Source organism: Ruegeria sp. CDSB029, from assembly GCF_059611125.1.
The window spans coordinates 1-16,677 of the sequence record NZ_JBXWOX010000041.1 but is presented as its reverse complement, the minus strand read 5'-3'; the positions used below and the strand labels follow the sequence as shown (position 1 = coordinate 16,677).

Annotated in this window: 13 protein-coding genes and 1 pseudogene; 8 read left to right on the top strand and 6 right to left on the bottom strand. The window is 55.9% G+C overall.

All coding sequences use genetic code 11. From position 1 onward, the window contains the following. Positions 1–433: 433 nt before the first annotated feature. Positions 434–1,309, bottom strand: coding sequence for a LysR substrate-binding domain-containing protein (locus AC2FI8_RS23945; protein WP_496781180.1), 876 nt, complete (start codon positions 1,307–1,309; stop codon positions 434–436). 134 nt (positions 1,310–1,443) lie between these two features. On the opposite strand from AC2FI8_RS23945, the gene AC2FI8_RS23940 reads away from it, so the two are divergent. Beyond that, on the top strand, positions 1,444–2,409 hold the full coding sequence (locus tag AC2FI8_RS23940) for an NAD(P)-dependent oxidoreductase (protein WP_496781179.1): 966 nt from the start codon (positions 1,444–1,446) through the stop codon (positions 2,407–2,409). Positions 2,410–2,703: 294 nt separating this feature from the next. Here AC2FI8_RS23940 and AC2FI8_RS23935 read toward each other — a convergent pair whose 3' ends face one another. Further along, positions 2,704–3,573 (bottom strand): LysR family transcriptional regulator, encoded by an 870-nt coding sequence (locus AC2FI8_RS23935; protein ID WP_496781178.1) that lies wholly within the window; start codon positions 3,571–3,573, stop codon positions 2,704–2,706. 119 nt (positions 3,574–3,692) lie between these two features. Here AC2FI8_RS23935 and AC2FI8_RS23930 point away from each other — a divergent pair, with 119 nt between their 5' ends. Genes AC2FI8_RS23930 through AC2FI8_RS23920 form a run of 3 tightly spaced genes read left to right on the top strand, consistent with a single transcriptional unit; the run spans position 3,693 to position 6,061 of the window. After that, on the top strand, positions 3,693–4,574 hold the full coding sequence (locus AC2FI8_RS23930) for a HalD/BesD family halogenase (RefSeq protein WP_496781177.1): 882 nt from the start codon (positions 3,693–3,695) through the stop codon (positions 4,572–4,574). Then, positions 4,571–5,119, top strand: a complete 549-nt coding sequence (locus AC2FI8_RS23925; protein ID WP_496781176.1) for an isochorismatase family protein — start codon at positions 4,571–4,573, stop codon at positions 5,117–5,119. The genes AC2FI8_RS23930 and AC2FI8_RS23925 overlap by 4 nt, the downstream gene beginning before the upstream one ends. A 30-nt stretch (positions 5,120–5,149) precedes the next feature. Continuing rightward, positions 5,150–6,061 (top strand): NAD(P)-dependent oxidoreductase, encoded by a 912-nt coding sequence (locus tag AC2FI8_RS23920; RefSeq protein ID WP_496781175.1) that lies wholly within the window; start codon positions 5,150–5,152, stop codon positions 6,059–6,061. Between the two features lie 138 nt (positions 6,062–6,199). Here AC2FI8_RS23920 and AC2FI8_RS23915 read toward each other — a convergent pair whose 3' ends face one another. After that, complete coding sequence (locus AC2FI8_RS23915) at positions 6,200–6,658, bottom strand: Lrp/AsnC family transcriptional regulator (RefSeq protein WP_496781174.1); 459 nt, start codon at positions 6,656–6,658, stop codon at positions 6,200–6,202. Positions 6,659–6,746: 88 nt separating this feature from the next. Here AC2FI8_RS23915 and AC2FI8_RS23910 point away from each other — a divergent pair, with 88 nt between their 5' ends. From AC2FI8_RS23910 to AC2FI8_RS23895, 4 genes are all read left to right on the top strand, one after another. After that, positions 6,747–7,757, top strand: a complete 1,011-nt coding sequence (locus tag AC2FI8_RS23910; RefSeq protein WP_496781173.1) for a pyridoxal-phosphate dependent enzyme — start codon at positions 6,747–6,749, stop codon at positions 7,755–7,757. Continuing rightward, positions 7,750–8,874, top strand: a complete 1,125-nt coding sequence (locus AC2FI8_RS23905; protein WP_496781172.1) for an amidohydrolase — start codon at positions 7,750–7,752, stop codon at positions 8,872–8,874. The genes AC2FI8_RS23910 and AC2FI8_RS23905 overlap by 8 nt, the downstream gene beginning before the upstream one ends. Positions 8,875–9,353: 479 nt before the next feature. Continuing rightward, positions 9,354–9,830, top strand: a complete 477-nt coding sequence (locus AC2FI8_RS23900; protein ID WP_496781171.1) for a hypothetical protein — start codon at positions 9,354–9,356, stop codon at positions 9,828–9,830. Continuing rightward, positions 9,827–10,762: a polyprenyl synthetase family protein gene (locus tag AC2FI8_RS23895; RefSeq protein WP_496781170.1), complete on the top strand. Its 936-nt coding sequence runs from the start codon at positions 9,827–9,829 to the stop codon at positions 10,760–10,762. The genes AC2FI8_RS23900 and AC2FI8_RS23895 overlap by 4 nt, the downstream gene beginning before the upstream one ends. Here the strand turns inward: AC2FI8_RS23895 and AC2FI8_RS23890 are convergent, their stop codons facing one another. The 3 genes and pseudogenes from AC2FI8_RS23890 to AC2FI8_RS23880 form a co-directional block, all read right to left on the bottom strand. Further along, positions 10,763–14,044 (bottom strand): adenylate/guanylate cyclase domain-containing protein, encoded by a 3,282-nt coding sequence (locus AC2FI8_RS23890; RefSeq protein ID WP_496781169.1) that lies wholly within the window; start codon positions 14,042–14,044, stop codon positions 10,763–10,765. A gap of 33 nt (positions 14,045–14,077) precedes the next feature. Then, complete coding sequence (locus tag AC2FI8_RS23885; protein ID WP_496725180.1) at positions 14,078–15,865, bottom strand: FAD-dependent oxidoreductase; 1,788 nt, start codon at positions 15,863–15,865, stop codon at positions 14,078–14,080. A 549-nt stretch (positions 15,866–16,414) separates the two neighbouring features. Next, positions 16,415–16,677: pseudogene (locus AC2FI8_RS23880) on the bottom strand (hypothetical protein); the annotation flags it as partial.

The following is a 16,677-nucleotide window of genomic DNA, read 5'->3' as shown; positions in this document are numbered from 1 at the left end:
AGTGCCGATGACTACAATCGATGTTATCGCGAGGTATGTCGACGCGTCGAACACTGCTAAGATCCAATGAACACATTACAACCTGATGAGACACCCGTTGGGTTCAAATGCACAACCGAGAAAATGAAGAAGGTGCGATAGTGGCTTTCTCGTTGTCCAATCCTCAGTGGCTACAATGAGCAACAAACCCTCTCTTAGCAAATAGACCAATTTTGTCCGATAGGCTCTGACGTCAGACATGTTTGGATGACTGCGATTAGTAGGTTTTAACAGAAAATGCGAAACCGAGTGATCATTTGCTGCGCTGACTCCAACGTCCGAATACTGTTCATAGCGGGCGCGTCGCCGCTGGCTCTCCATTCACTATCCCAAAAATCTCTGAACTGAACACTCATAAACAACAGACGTTTAGACGAAGGAGAATTTCCATCGTTTATCGAAAGATGTCTTCCAGCCAAGCTTCAAAACGCTGTTTGGCTACCGCATCCGCCTTTGTGTTTTGCCCTGAAATCAAATAGTGGCTCTGTTCTATAGGAACTGCTTCACCAACTATGGCGACCTTTCTTCCGGTCTCAACTGCGGTTTTGGCAAACCTCTCGATAACGATCGCATTGCCGCCACCTGCGGCCACGATGTCCACTGCGGCTATTGTCGTGTCGACCACAAAGGTTGATGCGAATTGGGTTTGTCGAACCCCGATTGCTGAAAAATACCGTTCCCACATTTGCTGGAAACCCAGAATGTGAATGAGTGGCCGTTGTTGCAGATCGTCGATGGGAGGGGTTTCTTCCTCGACCATCTTGGGGGCAATTGGGACGATACGTTCAGTAGATATTTTCCGAGAGGGGATTTCATTCCAATCGCCACTTCCTGTCCTCAGTTCGACATCGACATTTTCGCGGCCTGCGGATTCAGCCCAAATGTTCGAGATCAGCTTTATGGAAATATCGGGATGAGTCCGCAAAAACTCGGGCAGCCTATGAGCGAGAAACAAGGTCGCTGTAGATATTGGCGCGCGCACGACCAGCTCGTGCTTCTGGTTTGATCCGAACAGGCTGATCGTTGACAGATCGATGTCTCTCAGGGCTTGCCGCACGGAAAAAGCGTATGCCTGACCAACTTCGGTCAGGCTAAGATTGCGTGCGGCACGATAGAACAAGGGGCAGCCAAGTTGTGCTTCCAGCGAGCGGACATGAAGGCTGAGTGCCGATTGTGTGATACCCAGCTCGGCTGCGGCAGCAGTAAAGCTCAGATGCCGCGCTGCGCATTCAAAGGACCGAAGCCAGATAGGGTTAGGAGATCGCGGCATTCTTAGCACCGAAAATTTTCGCTGATACCTGCCGGTTTTATTCGTTTTACACCTTGCCATCAACGTCTGTAGTTTTTTTCAAAGTAACATCTTTGCCGATCATCCGGCAGGAACTGGAACAGGGAAGCACGCACATGAAAGTTGGGTTTATTGGTCTTGGAAATGTCGGCGGGAAACTCAGTGGCAGTTTGCTGCGGAACGGCATTGATCTAACGGTGCATGACCTCAATCCCGAACTTGTGGATGATTTCGTGTCGCGTGGGGCGGCCCGGGGTGAAAGCCCGGCCCAACTGATGCGCGATTGCGATGCTGTTATCACCTGTCTGCCGTCTCCTGCCGCTTCGGATGTTGTCATGCAACAGATGCTGCCCGAGGTGAAACCGGGCAAAATCTGGATGGAGATGTCCACCACTGACGAGGCCGAGGTCAAACGCCTGGGCGCAATGGTGATGGACGCAGGAGGCGCAGCCGTGGATTGCCCGGTTTCGGGTGGATGCCACCGCGCGGCGACGGGCAATATCTCGATCTTTGCGGGGTGCGATCGTGCTACGTTTGACCGCATCGCGCCTTTCCTGAAAACCATGGGTCGCCGCATTCTGCACACTGGCGATCTGGGCTCGGCTTCGGTTCTGAAAGTTGTGACGAACTATCTGGCCACGGCCAATCTTGTCACATGCTGCGAAGCGCTGGTCACCGCCAAGGCAGCCGGCATGGACCTGAACACGACCTATGAAGCGATGAAGATCAGCTCCGGCACGTCTTTTGTGCATGAAACCGAAAGCCAGGTGATCCTGAACGGCAGCCGGGACATTTCTTTCACCATGGATCTGGTCAAAAAGGATGCAGGCCTGTTTCAGCAGGTGGCTGACCGTCACAATGTGCCGCTGGAAATCTCGCCTATGCTGGTTCAGATCTTTGAGGATGGCATCGAACGATTTGGCGAGCGTTGTTATTCGCCCAACATCATCAAACGTCTGGAGGAGGCCACCGGTCTGGATATTCTCGCCCCCGGGTTTCCGCCGGAAATGATGGATGATGAGCCGGAAGAGCCCGGTTACGAGGTGATCCCGCAAGGCTCCGAGCGCAATGCCGCGGAATAAAAAAACGGCTGAATTGTAGCGCATCCGTACACTCGGCGGGAACCCGGCGACACGCAACCCGACGGCCGCGGGGATCGAGCATCTAGCGAGAGTCGATCGCGATCTGGTCGAAGCGGGAGTGAGTGCACCTGATAGGTTCACCACTGCCGCGCTGACGGCCAGCGACTATGAGAACCAAGAGGAATCCGGCGTGCCGGTACATAATCTCTTTGGCGCTTGCGATGTGCCCGCAACCCTCTCTAATTGTTTCAATTTAGTCGGTCTCATTGGCGTTGGAGCCAGGCAGAAGATTAGCTAAAAACGGGTTTGTAACCACTCGAAAAAAGCGATCGAAATGTGTGATCCCGCCGTACCTGTTTTGTGTTGCAAGACGTAGTGGGCCTGACCTGTATCAACGGGGGCACCGACAATTCTGATCTGGCGCCCGCTTGCGATGGCCTGCTGCGCGAACCGATTGATCATGATAGTGCAGCCGCTTTCCGCGGCCACCAATTCGCAAGCGGCAACCGAGGTATCGACGATAAGGCGCGGGGATACATCTGCATTGGGCAGACCACGGGCCGACAGATACCGCGCCCAATGGTCGTCAAACCCCAGAACGTGGATGGCAGCGTGCGCCATCAGGTCCTCGGGTGTTTTGATCTTTGGCGCGGTGCGCGCACCGCAAACCGGCACGATGAACTCATCAGAAAGCTTGATCATTCGCGTGTCGGAATGGGTTTGCGGAGCCAGCAGGATGTCTATGTCCACGGGATGCCCTTCCCGGCCGCTCTGCCACAGCGAAGTGACAAGTTTGATCCCGATACCGGGATGAGCTGTCTGAAAGGTCGCAAGTTGCGGCGCCAGCCAAATGATCATGGCCGCCGACGCTCGCACAACGATCGTCGTCTCCAAGGCAGGCCCAAACAGCCCGTTTGTGGAAAATGCGATGTGCTCCAATGAATCCCGGACCGATGTTAAATAGGCCCGGCCGATTTCCGTCAGTTGCAGGCTTTTGGCCTTGCGAATGAACAGTTTCTGCCCCAGCTGACCTTCCAGCGCCTTCATGTGTTGACTGACAGCCGTTTGTGTCAGCCCCAGCTCTCGACTGGCGGCGGTAAAGCTAAGATGACGTGCGGCGGCCTCGAAAGTGCGAAGCCAGTTCAGATTGAGATTGCTTTTCATTGCCCATTCATAAGTTTTTTATGCGCATGGACGCAAATTCTTTCATTTTCCTTCATTCCGGTCGGCAGTTAGACAAAAGTAACCGACGACGAAGTCGACAAGAAAAAAAGGAGCGATCTATGCCGGAGATCAATCAAGATACAGACACCGACATGGTATTGAGCCTTGTGGATCTGGAGCGCTATCCTATTGCGGATCTGGAAAGTGCCGAAGGCGCTGCGTTTCTCCAGACCTGTCAGGACCAGATGGAGGAACATGGCTGGTGCAATCTGGATGGGTTCATCCGCCCCGAGGCACTGGCAGCACTGGCCGATGAATCCAACGCCTTGCTACCCACCGCTGACGTACTGACTATCAAGCGCAACATCTACCAGGGCGCAATTGATCCGTCGCTGCCCAAGGATGATCCGCGCCGTAAGGAATATACGCATGTGGCAACGCAATTGGCGGACGATCAGCTGCCAAAGGAAACGCTCATCCAACAGCTTTATCAGTCGCCGCGTTTGACAGACTTTGTGCGCCGCGTCCAAAAGAATGAGGTGCTGCATCGCTGCGCCGATGAGTTTCAGGCGCTGAATGTCGTCGCCCTGCATCCAGGAAGCTGGCACGCCTGGCACTATGATACGACGGAATGCACCGTGACGCTGCTGTTGCAGGCCGCTGAAACCGGTGGTGACTTTGCCTTCTTGCCAAACTCGCGCACCGACGAAACCGAAGACCGCGAGGCGGTGGATCGTTTGCTTGCTGGCGATATGTCCCATGCACAGAAGTTTGACCGGGGCGCCGGTACTTTTACCCTGTTTCGCGGTGGCTATTCTTTGCACGGAGTGACAGAGGTCGAAGGGTCGACCCCCCGCGTCACCGCGATCATGACCTATGACGAACAGGAAGGCCGCGTGATCAGCGACGACATCAACATCCGGATCTATGGTGATCGCGTCAAAAATATCCTCGCGGAACGCGCAGCCTCCAGCATCAACGCACAAAGGACCAAGCCATGAAAACTGCTCTACTCGTCATTGATGCGCAAATGGCACTGGCTCATGAGGATGCCGCCGGTGCCGTGCGATCGTGCCCGGAGGCCAGCGACAATATTGGCCGACTTCTCAGCCGGTTTCGCGCGCAAGGTGACAAGATTGTCCATGTGCATCACCACGGGCTTGACCCCGACGATCCATTTCATGCGGATGCGCCAGGCGCGGCTGTCCAACCCTTTGCGGCACCGCAAGGGGACGAGCCGGTGATCATCAAATACGTCTCCAGCGCCTTCGCCGGAACCTCGCTCGAGGCTGATCTGCGCGCCGACAATATTGAACGTGTGGTCATCTGCGGGGCCACGGCCAATCACTGCGCCGAGTCCGCCGCGCGCTCTGCAAGCAGTCTGGGCTTTGAGATGGTCTATGCCTCTGATGCCGTCTGGGCTTATGACGCGACCGGGCCTGACGGGGTGACGCACAGCGCCGAACAGATCCATTCCGTCACACTTGCCAACCTGCAGGGTGAGTTTGGTGAGGTATGTTCGACCGACACCATCCTGAACGCGTAAGCAATATAACTAACCCCGAGGACGGCGAAGATGCGCATTGGATTTATTGGGCTTGGCACCATGGGCGGCCCGGCGGCACTGAACCTGATCAAGGGCGGGCATGACCTGACGGTCTGCGACCTTGATCGGAACCGGGCAGAAGAGCACCTGGCGCTTGGGGCGAAGTGGGCAGAGACCCCTGCGGCAGCCGCGCAAGCGGCGGACATCGTGTTCACCATGGTCTTTGGACCAAAGCAAATCGAACAAGTGGTAGCTGGCGACGATGGGCTGCGATCCGCCATGTCCGCGGGGCAGGTTTGGGTGGATATGACAACAAACAAACCCGCCTTTGTGCGCGAGCTTGCCGCCACCTTTGCTGAAAACGGTGTACAGTTGATTGATGCGCCGGTCACAGGTGCAGTCGATGGCGCACGCACCGGCAACATGCCCCAATTTGCAGGTGGGGACGAAGCGACCGTCGCGCGTATTCGCCCCGTGATGGAACTGATGGGGCCGCTTCATTACATGGGCCCCAATGGCAGCGGGTCCGTGACGAAACTGGCCAGCAACCAGCTTTGGGCCATCCATGCGACAGCCATGGGTGAAGCACTTGTGATGGCGGTGAAATCCGGTGTCGATCTGTCACGGGCCTGGGACGCGCTTAAGATCGGGGCCAGCGAAAGCTGGTGCATGCATCACGACGCCCCGTCCGTTTTTGCCGGACATTATGATCCGTCTTTCACACTGGACTTGTGCCAAAAGGATCTGGGCCTGATCGTTGAGGCCTGCGACGACGCCGGCACCGCCGCCCCGGCCACACGGCTGGTGTGCACGCAGTTCGAAGCGGCCCGCGAAAAATACGGGGGTGACAAGGGCGAATTGCATGTGGTGAAGCTTGAAGAAGACAATGCTGGCGTGTCACTTCGCCTTGACGGGGATTGGATCCCGCACTGGGAAAAATAACGAGGGGCCCAGTCTGGGCCCTAACCCGGAGATCTCGCGGCGCTGGTTAGTGAGCGCATTTGCTGCCCAGCATTCGAAGGACCGCTTTGACGCGGTAGCTGACGTAAACGTTGGTTCTTACCGTTCCAACCCAAAATCCTAAACAGGAATGCCCAAACCGACTTTCTTTCTTCCCATGACAACAGATGTGCGAAAGCGACGGACGTTTGAGTTGTCGAAGAACAGTCGTTTCGTGAGTTCCTGAAAATCATCCATATCCTTTGCGGTGCAGACCAGACAGAAGTCGGCGTCTCCGGTGATGTAATAGCACTGCTGTACCATAGGCTCTGATTGCACCTGACGTGAGAATGCGTCGATCTGATCCTGACGCTCGCGTTCCAATTCGACCATGACAATGAAGCTCATCGCGACACCCAGCTTTTTCGGGTCAACGATCGCGACTTCTGAAAGAATTGCGCCCGAGGTTCTGAGCGCCTTTAACCGCCGCTGAACAGAGGCCACAGACAAGCCTGTCTCGGACGCAAGCGCTTCGAGGCCCATCTTGGCATCGGTTTGCATCAACTGAAGCAGGTTTCGGTCAAACTGATCGAGTTTCATGATAATTTCCCTATCGGGTAAGAGAATTTCCCGAAAATTCGGAAAAATTGACCATAATAGGTCACACTTTGCGAGTACAACTTTCTGCATGAAAAATCCAACGATACTCGATGTCGCAAAACCGCTGTCTTTGCTGGCTGCATGTCCCGCCTATAAACCAAGTCCGTTGGAGACACGCAGTCTCCAAGACAGACCTATCCTGATCAAGGATGAAACCAACAGGATGGGATTGGGCGCTTTCAAAGCGCTCGGAGGCGTTTACGCTGTTGCCAAGCTGATAGAAGCGCGCGTCGGTCATCCTTTGGAACCAAACGCCTATTTGGACGATTCCGTAAAAACCATCGCACGCACGATGACTTTTGTCTGTGCCAGTGCAGGCAATCATGGCATGGCCGTGGCGGCCGGAGCGCGGCTGTTTGGCGCAAAGGCCCGCATTCACCTTGCCGAAACAGTGCCAGAGGATTTTGCAATTCGCCTGCGGGACAAAGGCGCGGAAGTTGTCCGATCGGGTGACGATTATGAGGCGAGCGTTGCGGCAGCCATAGCCGACGCCGAGGCGTCCGGGGCAATCCACCTCGCCGATGGATCTTGGCCTGGATATACCGAACCTCCGCGGTTGGTAATGGAAGGCTATACCGTCATCGCCGAAGAAATGCGGACAGAGATGGAATGCTCTGGGAATTGGCCCAGCCACGTTTACTTGCAGGCAGGTGTTGGTGGGCTGGCTGCAGGGATCGCTTACATGATCCGGTCCACCTGGGCGGTTCAGCCAAAGATCATAGTGGTTGAACCTGATGCAGCCCCTTGCCTTGCCGAAAGCGCCCGGGCGGGACAGATCGTAACGGTTGAGGGCCCCGTATCCAATATGGGGCGCTTGGATTGCAAAACGCCTTCTATGTTGGCTTTCGAAATTCTGGAACGGTGCGCCGACGACTGGGTAACGGTAACTGACTTGCAGGCCGTGGGCGCTGTAAAACATGCGCGCGATCTGGGCTTTTCCACTACGCCATCTGGCGCAGCGGGGCTTGCAGCCTTGTTGACGGACGAGGCCAAATTGCCGTTGATCGTGCTGTCCGAAGGAGATGTTCCCGATGCTTGATCTCGTTGCGTTTCGCCGTGATCTGCATGCTCACCCTGAAATAGGCTTCGACCTTGATCGGACCTCGGATCTGATCGCGACCGAGTTGGAGCGCGCAGGGCTTGAGGTCACCCGGGGTGTAGGCCGCACGGGCATTGTGGCCACCTTGCGCCGTGGTCCGGACGAAACAGCAATCGGTTTTCGAGCCGACATGGACGCGCTGCCGATACACGAGGCCACCAACTTGCCGTACCGCTCGGGAACGGAAGGCAAGTTTCACGGATGTGGCCATGATGGCCACAGCACCATGCTGCTGGGTGCCGCGCTGGAGCTTGCGGCAGACCCGTCTTTTGACCGCACCATTCACTTCATCTTTCAGCCGGACGAAGAAAACGGAAACGGGGCAGTCGCGATGATCTCGGACGGTTTGTTTGTACGCTTCCCGATGGCCGCAATCTTTGGCCTTCACAACATGCCCGGAATGGAGCTTGGTCACTTTGCCACTCAAGCGGGCTCATTCTGCGCGTTCGAGGATAATTTTGAGATACGCGTTCAGGGTCAGGGCGGGCACGCGTCGATGCCGGAAAAAGGCGTTGATCCGATTGTGACTGGGGCCGCAATTGTGCAGCAGTTGCAATCGATCGTCTCTCGCTCGGTTTCGGCGAGCGAGCATGCGGTGGTTTCCGTAACGGAGTTCCTGACAGACGGTGCACGAAACATCTTGCCCAGCAACGTAACCCTAAGGGGGGATTGCCGGGGCTTTTCGAGGGATGTGTCCGAAAATATCGAGCGCCGAATGCGCACCATTGTCGCCGGTGTTTGTGCCGCGCAAGGCGCAGAGGCGGAGGTTGATTACTCGACTTCCTTCCGGCCATTGGTGAACGATGCCAGAGCCACTGACATGATCGCGGGTGCCGCTCGTGAGGTTGGCAGCGTTGATGCGGATTACGGTCGGGTAGGATTCTCTGAAGATTTTGCAGAGTTTCTTGCCCACCGCCCCGGGGCCTTCATCCTGATGGGCAACGGAGTGGAGGGCAACAATTCGATGCCGCTTCATAACCCGTCGTATGATTTCAACGATGAAGCAATCAGGCACGGGATTGCGTTCTGGACCAGCACGGCACGACGGGAATTTTGATGGCAAGTGACGCCTGAGCAAACGTCAATAATGGGCAATTTTTCCACCCCTGCTGTCCCCAATCGAACCTTCGGCTGATCTCATGCGGCAAATGTTCTCTTTGTTGGGCCACTTCATCTGGTGACCACCGCTAGGGTCGGTCGCATCGAGACCCAGAAACATTGTGGGAAGCAAGTGACGCAAAGCCTCATGGTCACGAACTTCGACCCGGCAGATCGCGGCGACTCTGTTTCGTATCGTCTTCCGCGCCATATGAACCAAAACCTGCGGGGCGGGTGCTTTTTTCTTACGCCGACGGCAGATCCCAAAGGTTAATAGATGGTTAACATATCTCGGTACTTGATTGCGCGGCGATCTTCTTGTTTTACTGAAAATCAAATCAACCCATGCCCAAACGCGGTGTGAATATACAGTGACAATCGGTAACAAAACTCTGAATCTACAGAACTTTATGACGATGCGGGCAATGGAGTAGCAAGATGAATCAAGACGATGGATCATCACGCAATGAGTTTGGGAACCCCGGCTCGATTGACGATATGGTGGCGATGTATCTGGAAGCGCTTGAGGGTGTTCTAGGCTCGCTGCGGGACTACAGCGAAAAGGGTGCACGGGTCGAACCCGACGTGATGTTTCTGCTTGCACAGGCACAAGCCCGGTGGCTCAGTTCAGCTTTGCGGTACTGGCAGCAGATTGCGACCATCGTCTCGACCCAAGGGACAGACGCGATAGAAGCAACCATACCCCGTGCGGATGGCCCGTCATTGGAGGCCAGACAGCTGATCGTGCTGGACAAGGCCCGTGCCGTGTTGCGCGAAATATCGGATCTGTCGCTGAGCGAGGCAAAACTGTTGCAACGTGATCTTATGGAAATCGAGGCTGAGCTTCGCAAGTCAGTCGGCCCCGAGGGTGACGACCGGGAAGGCCCCCATCGCTATGCAAAATCCAAACCATGAATAACGAAGGTGCCCGCGCCGATTGGGTGATACCGGAACTGGGATTTGAGTCTGAGACCGAACGGTTGCGTACTGCCATCGGCGCGTGGGTTGAATCCACACCCGAGGAGATGCGGCCGCAGTTGGAAGAGCAGTTTCTGGCCGGCTCAAAGTATTTTCGCCCATTGACCATCTTTGCCTGTCAGACGGCTGTCGGCAGCGAGGAGATCACGGATGAAACCATACAGGCAGCCGTAACGCTTGAGCTGTTTCATAACATGACGCTGGTTGTGGACGACATTCTGGACCAGTCGGACGAACGGCGCGGCAAACCGACCATGCACACGGCCTTTGGGCAACTTGCGGCGCTGATGACGTCCGGGTTCATGGTTGCGGAAGGCTATCGGATGATGGCGACCGAGCCGCAGGTGGTCGGGTTGTTGTCCGAGCTAATGTCCCGGCTTGGCGCGGCCGAGATCGCGCAGTGGAACAGCCGCACGATGCCGCGCGGGGTCGAGGATTGGCGCAAGCTGGCGCAGGAAGACACTGGTTCGATGTTTGAGGTGGCTGCTTGTCTCGGTGACCGTAGCGAGGGGTTGCGCCATTTCGGTGGTCTGCTGGGCACCCTGTATCACGCCTGTGATGACGTGTCCGACGTGCGTGGAACCGAAGCCCTGGGCGGTGGGGGTGAAGAGGATATCCGCGACGGGATTCTAACCCTGCCAGCCGCGATCGCCGTGCGCGAGCCTGTGATCGCTGAAATGTTCCGCGATCCAAACCCGGAAAATTACGACGCCCTGGCCGAGGCCTTTCGCGCCGCATTGCCAGAAGCCGAGGCCGAACTGGACCGGATCGCTGCAAGCGCGATAGCTGAGGCAAATCGATTTGCCCGGAACCCCAAAAAGCTGATCACACTTGTGGATCGCACGCGGGCTTTGGGCGAAGCCCGCTGATCACAAATAGGCGCGTGCCGCTTTCAGATACTGGCTGTCGAACCCTTCTTCGAACTGCGCCACCAGCGGTTCGATAAGCGCGCGTTGCGCGTCTTTTTTAGGTAGCAAGGTTGCCAGACCCAGTGCCGCGCGCAGTTGCCATGCCAGCGCGGACCGGCTTTCGGCCGCGTCAAAGGCAGCGCGATAATGCCGCTCTGCGCCACTGATATCGCCACGTTTCTGCGCCAGTTCCCCTTTGACCAGACTCAAGTCAAGGACGTGGTTCAGTTCGCCTCCATCTTGCAATGGTTGGTCTAGCCCGTCCAGAACACGTGCAGCATCCTCGATCCGGTCCTGCGCCAGCAGCAAGCGCGCGTGATTGGCTTCGAAGCAGACGCGGTGGTAATGGACACCAGCATTCTTACAGGCAGCAACAGCCGTGGCCGTGATCTTTTCGGCTTCTTCAAGTTGACCGAGTTTTGCCATCGCCCGGGCGCGCCAGAACGATGCCCAGACACCCAGGAACCTGTAGCCATATTCTCCGGCAACCGCGCTGCATTCTTCGGTCAGGTCCATGACCTGTTTCCAGTCACCGTTCCAGTCGTGAATGCGGATCACACCGTTGGACAGAGCATAGACAAGCGAATAGGGGTCTGGCAGCGACCGGGTGTAATTAAGGATGTCATTGCCGACCTTCACCGCCTGATCCGGGCGGCCCAGAGACCAAAGCGCCGCTGCCCGGAAACATTCTGAGATCACTTTGGGCTCTGCGGCCGACAGGCGCGGCCCCGGCTGGTCCCAAATGCCTTCTTCATAAAGCTGCAGCACCCGTTCGCCATAACGCACCGACTCGGCGTAGTCGCCACGGTTGAAATGGGACCATGCCTGCATCGAGGCGGAATAGACTTCATAGCGGGCATTGCCGCTGCGCGTCGCCTCGTTAGCAAGCGCCGCAAAGGTCTCGTGCCCCGAGCTTACATCGCCACGCATGGTTTCAAATGCCCCGATGCCGTAAAGAACCGCAACGCGCAGGTCGGGGTCGTCAACATCCACAAACAGCTCGCGGGAGCGCTCAAAAGCGGTCTGCGCCTGTGGCGAGGCATAGCTGGTCGCCGCAAAGTGCACGACGCCGATGGTTGACTGCAATTGCAGCTCCAACTTGGCGCGATCAGCCAGGTCGTCGACCTCGCCGACATATTCCAATCCATTGCTAAGCTGCGCCAGTGCCTCCTTCATCGAGGCCCGGCTCCAGGCAGATTTACCAGCTGTCAGCCAATAGGGAACTGACCGGTCGCCCAGACCGGCGGCAACAAAATGGTTTGCCACCTGTTCCGGACCGGACTTGCAGCGTTCGGGAAATTTTTCTTCCAGTGTTTCGGCAATCTTGCCATGCAATTGTTGCCGCCGCCGCCGCAATATGGACCGGTACGCGGCTTCCTGAATCAAGGCATGGCGGAACATCAGGCTGTGACCGGTTTGGTCCGGGTATGCGAGGTCTGCGTCACCCAGTTGCGAAAGCGAGTCTGAGAGCTCGGGCAGCGGAGTTCCGGTCACCTGAGACAGCAGGTCGACATCGAATTCCCGGCCGATCACGGCCCCGATCTGGGCGTATTCGCGGGCGGCCCCCAGCTTGTCGAGACGTGCCATCAAACTGTCTTGCAGTGTTTCAGGCACCAAATCCGCGCTGTTTCTGAATTCCATCGCAGAGCGGGTCAGCTCTTCGGCAAACAGCGGTACGCCATCTGACCGTTCCAGCAATTGCTGGCGCTGCTCGGCCGAAAAAGCATCCGAACCTGTCATACTGTCCAACAGCTCTTCGACTTCGGCTGGCTTGAGGCGCGCGAGTTCGCAGGTTTCCAGATGATCCACCTGCCAATCATGGGTGAATTCCGGCCTGCAGGTCACAAGCAGCAGGATCTGGCAATCGGCGAGTTTGGCGGCAAATTTGGTCAACAAATCCAGCGATGTAGGGTCGATCCAGTGCAAGTCTTCAAAATGCACCAACAATGGTGCCCGCTTGGACAAAACGATGACCTGTTCAATCAGCATGTCGATCGTGCGGGTCTTTTGAAGCTCGGGTGACAGGTTTAGCGGCGGATACCTGTCACAGGGCAGCGAAAACAAAGACGCCATCAGCGCGCGGGCTTCGTTCAGATCGTCTTCGGCGACGACAAGTTTTTCCAGCTTGTCCAGCCGGGCTTCGCTGTCATCGTCTTCCTTGAACCCGAGCACGTTTTCGATCTGACGGCGGATAGGGTACAGGGCCGTGTTCTCAAAATAAGGTGCGGATTGCAGGTGGAGAACGGTTGCACCTTCGCCCTTGGCCTGATCCACCACCTCATATGTGAGGCGGCTTTTGCCGATGCCAGCCTCACCTGAGACAAGGCAAACATTCCCCTTCTTGGATTTGGCATCTTCCCAGGCCGACATCAGGCGGGTCCGTTCCGGCGTGCGACCGACCAGAGGCGTAAGCTGCCGCCGTGCCGAGGTGACGGCGAACCGGTCCTGGCGCTGTGCTGTGGATATGACACGCCACGCCACCTGACCGGGTTCAAACCCCTTCAGATGGATGTTCTCCAGCGCTTCATAGACGAACATATCCCCCAGCAGCGAGTGCGTCCTTTTGCCGATTACAATTTGTCCCGGCTTTGCCAGGCCCTGCAATCTGGCGGCAAGATTGGGCGTATCTCCAGCCACGGCAGACGTCGAGTTCACTCCGAGCTGGTCAAGATCGCCGGCCACCACCAATCCGGTTGCAATGCCGATGCGGACCTGCAGGCGATCACCAGCTGCAGTATCCAGGCCGGCGACGGCCTCGACAATCTCCAAAGCCGCGCGGCATGCGCGTTCTGCCGCGTCCTCTTGGGCGACCGGATAGCCAAAATAGATTACAACGCCATCACCAAGGTATTGGGCCACGTGCCCCCTGGCATCTTTGATCAACTGCGACACGGTATCCTGATACAACGCCATAAGGTCGCGATAATCTTCAGGATCAAGCCGCGCCGACAGGGCGGTCGAGCCAACCAGATCACAAAACATGATCGTAAGGTGCCGCCGTTCGGCGCTTTCCTCGCCCGTCATGGCTCCGCTGGGTCTGGGCTGTGCCGCGTCCGGCTTCATCGCCGCGATCGCCTTGCTGATCTTGAGCCGATGACCCAACACCGTGACACCCATTTCTCTGAGATGGTCGCCGGTCACATCTTCAAGAATGTCCAGGTCGATGCCGTTCTCATCAAACAGTTCGGTGTATTGTGGCAGGCCAATTTCGTTCAGCCATGCCGCAATCGTTTTAGTAGTCATCAGTCGTCTCTTACTCGTGCGAGTTATTCTTGGTTACTTTTTACGGGGCTTGCCGTCTTCTGTATAGTTCCAGAACATTGGACCAAGGCCCAAAGTCTTTTCGTTCCACTTACTTGCAGGCAGCCAATCCGTAAACAGGGAACCAAGGTTCTCTGGGCTTGGCGTGAATTTCGACTTCGGGAACTTGAAGTCTTTTGGTGGCCATAGCTTGTTGATACCCAGCGCTTTGTCCGCAAGCGTCCAGGCTTTTGCACTGGCGGCATAAGGTGCCCAAGCGATCTTGAGCGTCTGAAACATCTGACTGGGATAGAAATCGGGTGTAATCACCTCTACCGGTTTACCTGCGTCGCCTTTGTCTGGTTCTCTCTGCGCGGCCTGACGTACGCCTTCAGCCGCGATCAGCCCAGTTGCACAAGCGCCTTCGACAGTCGAGACATCAGCGAAATTCCTGACATAAGTTCCTGCCAGAAACAGGTTTTCGAACTTGGTGTTGACCTCGGGGCGATGTTCCCAGCTGCCGGTTAGATTGGCAAAAAGCTCTTCGCCCGTATTTGTGTCGACAGAGGTTTGGAACAGATCGATGTCGGCCTCGGTTATTTCTAACTTGGCAGTGATTTCTCGCAGAATGTAGTCGATCGCGGTTTTGGGGTTTTTGAGATCCAGAATGAGGTTCTGGTTTTCGTCCCGGCGTTCGGGTTTTACAGACAACAGCGATTTAAAATCCGATACCGTCACATAAAGGAAGGTGTTTTTGAGGCCCCACGTCGCCGAGTAGTTGAGGAACGTCATCTCATAGGGCGTATCCATGAAAACCACCACTTCCGTAGGGATGCCGGGTAGTTTCCGCTTGAGATAAAGCTCCACCGACGCCATCGGCTCGGCCTCCAGATACCTCAACTGGCCTAGGGCAGGGTCGGCATTGTACAAATCATCGGTCACCATCGATGCCATTGCACCGGGTGTAATACTGATGATCACGTTCTCATCGCTCACATCCACTTCGATGTCTTTCTTTGCGATCCCCCATTTGGGGTTAACTGATGGCGATTTGGTTACCTTGTCAAACACCAGCCGTTCGATCCGAGTGCCGTCTGCGTTGGGATGCACTTCGCGAATTCGGTGGCGGTACTTGAGCTCAAACCGGTCTCCGAACTGATCGAGCTTTTTGTGGAAGGGATCAATCAGAGTTTCTTTCTTGGACCCATCAAACAGCCAAAGCTGCGGAACCGGAACGCGGTTGCCGTACTTCAGGAAGGTTTTGTAGCTGCGCGCTGAGGCTTGCCAACTGTCGATGGCCCAGACGGTCTGCCAGATCTTCTCATGAAGTTGGGCGACCTCATCGGTGCAATAGGGCCGTCCACGCAACCAGCCGTTGAACGACATTCGGTCCAGCTTGTCATCTTCACTGTCCGGGATCGAAAGCAGATCGACCATCGAATACATGAACAGGAATAGTTCAGCAGGCGGCGCTGCGCCACCGGTGAGGTTGCGGTAAAAATCCTGAATGCCGCCCGGGTTCACCATTTCGGGCATGTTGTCGAGATCGCCGTCATAGAGAAACTTGAAGGCTTCGCGTGGTGTGAAGTTATCTTCGATCCCAAGGTCTTTGGCGACCGACCAGAAGTTGTAATACCAATTGCACAGCATGTGATAACTGTGCTCGCGCGGGTAATCACCGTGGTCGTGCTCCTTATGGGACCGCAACATTCCACCAATGAAATTGTCCTGCTCATACAGTGTGACGTGGTATCCCCGCTCCAACAAGCGAAGAGCCGCGGTGAGCCCGGCAATCCCGGCCCCGACGATAGTTACTTTATGCATGCTCACTCCCCCGGTTTTCTGCGTCACAAGCCTGCAATTCCAAACCGGCGACGTCAAAACTTATCTAAGGTTACGCTGCTTGGGGCATCAAAGGAAACATTTTCAGAGTGTTGCAGGAAAATGATCCGCAGGACGAAAGGCAACGGAATGTGTCGCGGCATTGCAAGCTGCTTTGAAATAATAGTTCAGGGATTGGGCTTGGACCCTAAATTGCAAAAGCAACAAAACTTAGGTGCACGCCAATGCCGTCAACTTCACCCGTGCTTTTTGGTCAAGTTTGGCTTCAAACCCTTGAAAGCCGCCGGTATGCGCGGTGCAGACGTTAGGACTTGGCGGGACATCCATGAACCGGTTAGCGCTGCGCTTCCTCGTTTCTAAGCATTCTCTCACCGGTCACAAAGTAGAGCGTGAGGTTCGTTTTTGACATTGCGATTAAGTTCGTTTTCTAACTCCGCCTCGGTCCAATCTCGGCGAGATCAAATTGTAGCTCTGAAGAGACCGAGGCGATGGCCCTAAAATCGGCCAAAGTGATAATTTTGCCAAGCAATCTTACTTTGATGGGGCTCTACTCAAAAAAAGTTGCGGCACCTTCCGCACATTCTTAAGAGCAAGTGTGGAGGCTCCACCAACCCTGTTGCGCCGAATTGCTTCATAGTCTTCTTTTGTTTTCAGGAGAATCCGACGGATGCTCCCGTTGCTTGCTCCACCAAGGCGCATCTTGGTCAGTACTTCCGGGTGTCCGTCGTCAGGGATTTTGGGACAGATGGCCGCCTGATCTAAGAGAGGGTCTGGCTCAACTGGTTGTTGTGATT

What these genes read in the sequence shown, in the direction of transcription:
- AC2FI8_RS23940 (WP_496781179.1), top strand. Translation starts at nt 1,444, where the DNA reads ATGAAAGTTGGGTTTATTGGTCTTGGAAATGTCGGCGGGAAACTCAGT.
- AC2FI8_RS23895 (WP_496781170.1), top strand. Translation starts at nt 9,827, where the DNA reads ATGAATAACGAAGGTGCCCGCGCCGATTGGGTGATACCGGAACTGGGA.
- AC2FI8_RS23925 (WP_496781176.1), top strand. Translation starts at nt 4,571, where the DNA reads ATGAAAACTGCTCTACTCGTCATTGATGCGCAAATGGCACTGGCTCAT.
- AC2FI8_RS23945 (WP_496781180.1), bottom strand. Translation starts at nt 1,309, where the DNA reads ATGCCGCGATCTCCTAACCCTATCTGGCTTCGGTCCTTTGAATGCGCA.
- AC2FI8_RS23885 (WP_496725180.1), bottom strand. Translation starts at nt 15,865, where the DNA reads ATGCATAAAGTAACTATCGTCGGGGCCGGGATTGCCGGGCTCACCGCG.
- AC2FI8_RS23935 (WP_496781178.1), bottom strand. Translation starts at nt 3,573, where the DNA reads ATGAAAAGCAATCTCAATCTGAACTGGCTTCGCACTTTCGAGGCCGCC.
- AC2FI8_RS23915 (WP_496781174.1), bottom strand. Translation starts at nt 6,658, where the DNA reads ATGAAACTCGATCAGTTTGACCGAAACCTGCTTCAGTTGATGCAAACC.
- AC2FI8_RS23905 (WP_496781172.1), top strand. Translation starts at nt 7,750, where the DNA reads ATGCTTGATCTCGTTGCGTTTCGCCGTGATCTGCATGCTCACCCTGAA.
- AC2FI8_RS23920 (WP_496781175.1), top strand. Translation starts at nt 5,150, where the DNA reads ATGCGCATTGGATTTATTGGGCTTGGCACCATGGGCGGCCCGGCGGCA.
- AC2FI8_RS23910 (WP_496781173.1), top strand. Translation starts at nt 6,747, where the DNA reads ATGAAAAATCCAACGATACTCGATGTCGCAAAACCGCTGTCTTTGCTG.
- AC2FI8_RS23930 (WP_496781177.1), top strand. Translation starts at nt 3,693, where the DNA reads ATGCCGGAGATCAATCAAGATACAGACACCGACATGGTATTGAGCCTT.
- AC2FI8_RS23900 (WP_496781171.1), top strand. Translation starts at nt 9,354, where the DNA reads ATGAATCAAGACGATGGATCATCACGCAATGAGTTTGGGAACCCCGGC.
- AC2FI8_RS23890 (WP_496781169.1), bottom strand. Translation starts at nt 14,044, where the DNA reads ATGACTACTAAAACGATTGCGGCATGGCTGAACGAAATTGGCCTGCCA.